Raw genomic sequence first — 3,119 nt, 5'->3', positions numbered from 1 at the left:
ATTCCGGCCGGCACACTGGTCGTCGCCAACACGGCCTCGGCCAACCGGGATCCCGCCGTCTATGACAACCCCGGCCAACTCGACATCACCCGCGAGGGCGCTGCCGCGATACAGACTTTCGGCGCCGGCATGCATTACTGCCTCGGCGCTAACCTTGCGCGGCTCGAACTCGCCGAAGCCCTGACGATCATGACGCGGCATATGCCAAACCCCCGGCGAACCGGGCCGGCCCCGTGGAAACCGCTGACCGCGCTGACCGGACCAACCACTCTGCCAATCGAATTCGAACCAGTGGGGCGGTAAAGGAGTTCTACCAAGCCTGCGCGATGTCGCCGTGTTGGCTGATCCAGCTATGCATCGCGATGCCCGCCGCGACCGAGACGTTGATGCTGCGCGTCGACCCGAAATGGGCGATCGAGACGGTCAGGGCGGCGCCCGCCCGGGCGTCGTCGCTGATGCCGGGGCCTTCTTGACCGAACAGCAGCAGGCAGTTGCGCGGCAGCGTCGTCTGCTCGAGTCGCCTTGCGCCAGGCAGGTTGTCGACGGCGACCACCGTCAGGTCCGCTTCTGCCGCGAAGCGCAGCAGGTCGGCGATGTGCTCGTGGTGGCGTAGCCGTTGGTAGCGGTCGGTGACCATGGCGCCCCGGCGATTCCACCGACGACGCCCGACGATGTGGACGGTGTCGACGGCGAACGCATTGGCGGTGCGCACCACCCCGCCGATGTTGGCGTCGTGGCCGAAATTCTCGATCGCCACATGCAACGGGTGTCTCCGCTTGTCGATGTCGGCGACAATCGCCTCACGCGTCCAGTACCGGTAGGCGTCGACGACGTTGCGTTTGTCGCCGTCACGCAGCAGCGCAGGGTCGTACCGGGGGTCGTCGGGCAGCGGGCCGGTCCAAGGCCCGACTCCGCTTGCGGCGGTACCCCATTCGGTTGGCCCCGGCTCATTCATTTGGTGGTCCAGACCGCGGCGTGAGTACCCACCACCGCGATGGTCGCGTAGAGCAGCGCCTCGTTGATGTCGCCCTGGGTGCACAGCGAAGCGCTGACGTGAACGGCGTTCAGCGATGCCTCCGGCAAGATCAGCACCGCCGACCCGTAAGCCGAACAAGCCGGGCTCAGGCCGGGGGCGGGCAGCGTGGGTGTGGCGAGTAACATCATCGGCCCGCCGCGAGCCGCGGAGTCGTCGCGGTACTTCGCTGCGATGGTGTCGGCTTCCAACCCGAGCAACATGTATCCCTTGCCGTTGAAGGCAGCCGGGTCGCCGAGCGAGGCCTGGGTCAGCTGGGTGCCGTCGGCCCGCCAGCCGGCCACGCTGGTGGTCTTGACCACCAAGCCGGTGTCGTTCTGTTTCGTGGGCAGCAACCCAACCGGAAACGCGGCCGGGTACGCCGCCGCGGTCTCGGCGATGCGGTCGCGGGGCGAATAGAGGTACACCCCGCGCACCGCGCTGCGGTCTGCCAGCGGTCCCAGGCACACCGTACCGGTCAACCGCTTGCCAACTGGAGCCGAAAGAGACTGGAGAACAACATTTTTCACGCTGCCGCAGCTGCCAATTCCGGTGGCCTCGATGGGGTGTGCCACCGCACCGTAAAGGCCAAACCGGATGTCGCGGGCATCGGCGTGGGGCTTAGCGGGGTCGGTCGGCGCCGCATCGACGTCGACGAGCACGTAGTCGTCTTGCCAGCGCAGGTTGGACATCGACGTGTTCCAGCCCAGCACCGCCAACGATTCGCCCAGCCGGGCGGTCGACGCGCCATAAACCTGTTGGTGTGCAGCCGAACTCGAACACGCGCAGGCCAGCGCCAGCGTCATCACCACCGCGATGAATGTACGCACGGTCTGTTGCGGCGATCGCAAGCGCGGCGAAGCCGGGCGCAGCGGGTCGTCGCGCGACATTTAATGCAGCCCGAGATCCGCCAGCCCCAGCACGCTGCGGTACGGCAGGCCCTCGGCTTCGATGGCTTCGGCGGCACCGGTAGCGCGGTCAACCACGGTCGCCACGCCAACCACCTGTCCGCCGGCGTCTTGCACGGCGCGCACCGCGGTCATCGCCGAGGCTCCGGTGGTGCTGGTGTCCTCCACCACCAGGACCCGTCGTCCGGAGATGTCGGGTCCTTCGATAAGACGTTGCATGCCATGGGTTTTCACTGACTTTCGCACCACAAAAGCGTCGATCACGCGACCGGGTGCGTGCATGACGGCGGTGGCGACCGGATCAGCGCCCAGGGTCAGGCCGCCGACGGCCGCGTACTCCCAGTCGTCGGTGAGTTCGCGGATCAGCCGGCCGATCAGCGGCGCCGCGCGGTGGTGCAAGGTCGCGCGGCGCAGGTCGACGTAATAGTCGGCTTCTTTGCCCGACGACAACGTGACGCGACCGTGTACCACCGCCAGTTGGCGCACCAGCTTGGCCAACTCGTCGCGGTCGGTCGCGGTCAAGTCAGGTTCGGCCACGGCCCCGGCCGAACGTTCTGGTGGCGGCGCGCGCCAGGTTTCGCGGCACCATCCGGCTGGCGGTGGTGATCGCCTTGTACTGCATGCCGGGGATGATGACCACTTTGCCTCGTCCGATGTCGGCCAGGCTTTCCCGGACCACGTCGTCGACCTCGAGCCACATGAACGACGGCAGCGAAGTCATGTCGATGCCGGCCCGTTCATGAAAAGCGGTGTGCACGTAGCCCGGACACACCACATGGATACCAACACCTGTGCCGCGCAACCCCCCGGCAAGCCCTTCGGTGAACGACACCACCCACGCCTTGGACGCCGAATAAGTCGAGCCTCGGCCGGACAGCAACCCGGCGACGCTGGCGATGTTGACGACGCTGCCGGCGCCGACTTCGATCATCGCGGGCAGCGCGGCCCGAGTCAGCTGCATCACCGCAGTGACATTGACGTCCAACTGGGACTGCAGCAGCGCGGGGTCGGCGGTCCAGAATTCACCGGACGTGCCGAAACCGGCGTTGTTCACCAGCACGTCGACGCCGGCGGCCAACCGTTCCGCGACCTTGCCGCGGTCGGCCGAGTCGGCCAGGTCGGCCGGTAGCACTTCGACATCGCGCCCGACCTCGTCGCGCAATTCTGCGGCCAGCTCGGTGAGCTGGTCAGCATCGCGC

At 67.3% G+C, this 3,119-nt stretch carries 5 protein-coding genes; 1 reads left to right on the top strand and 4 read right to left on the bottom strand.

All coding sequences use genetic code 11. The annotated features are described in order from the left end of the window. On the top strand, positions 1–303 hold a 303-nt coding region (locus WB785_RS20445), incomplete at its 5' end, for a cytochrome P450 (RefSeq protein WP_424081253.1). A gap of 7 nt (positions 304–310) precedes the next feature. Here the strand turns inward: WB785_RS20445 and WB785_RS20440 are convergent. The 4 genes from WB785_RS20440 to WB785_RS20425 all read right to left on the bottom strand — a co-directional run. After that, positions 311–955 (bottom strand): TrmH family RNA methyltransferase, encoded by a 645-nt coding sequence (locus WB785_RS20440; protein WP_424081250.1) that lies wholly within the window; start codon positions 953–955, stop codon positions 311–313. After that, a complete protein-coding gene (locus tag WB785_RS20435) occupies positions 952–1,818 on the bottom strand; it encodes a hypothetical protein (RefSeq protein ID WP_424081255.1) in 867 nt (288 codons plus the stop codon). Before WB785_RS20435 ends, WB785_RS20440 begins: the two co-directional genes overlap by 4 nt. An 84-nt stretch (positions 1,819–1,902) precedes the next feature. After that, the gene (gene pyrE, locus WB785_RS20430; protein ID WP_424081248.1) at positions 1,903–2,457 is read right to left on the bottom strand and encodes an orotate phosphoribosyltransferase; all 555 of its coding nucleotides are present in this window, start codon (positions 2,455–2,457) and stop codon (positions 1,903–1,905) included. After that, positions 2,444–3,119 (bottom strand): SDR family NAD(P)-dependent oxidoreductase (locus WB785_RS20425; protein WP_424081247.1); only part of this gene is annotated, 676 nt, incomplete at its 5' end. The genes pyrE and WB785_RS20425, both read right to left, overlap by 14 nt.

The organism is Mycobacterium sp. (assembly GCF_049585075.1).
In the GTDB taxonomy this organism is placed as follows: domain Bacteria; phylum Actinomycetota; class Actinomycetes; order Mycobacteriales; family Mycobacteriaceae; genus Mycobacterium.
The sequence above is the reverse complement of the archived record's forward strand: the minus strand, read 5'-3'. Positions and strand labels throughout refer to the sequence as shown.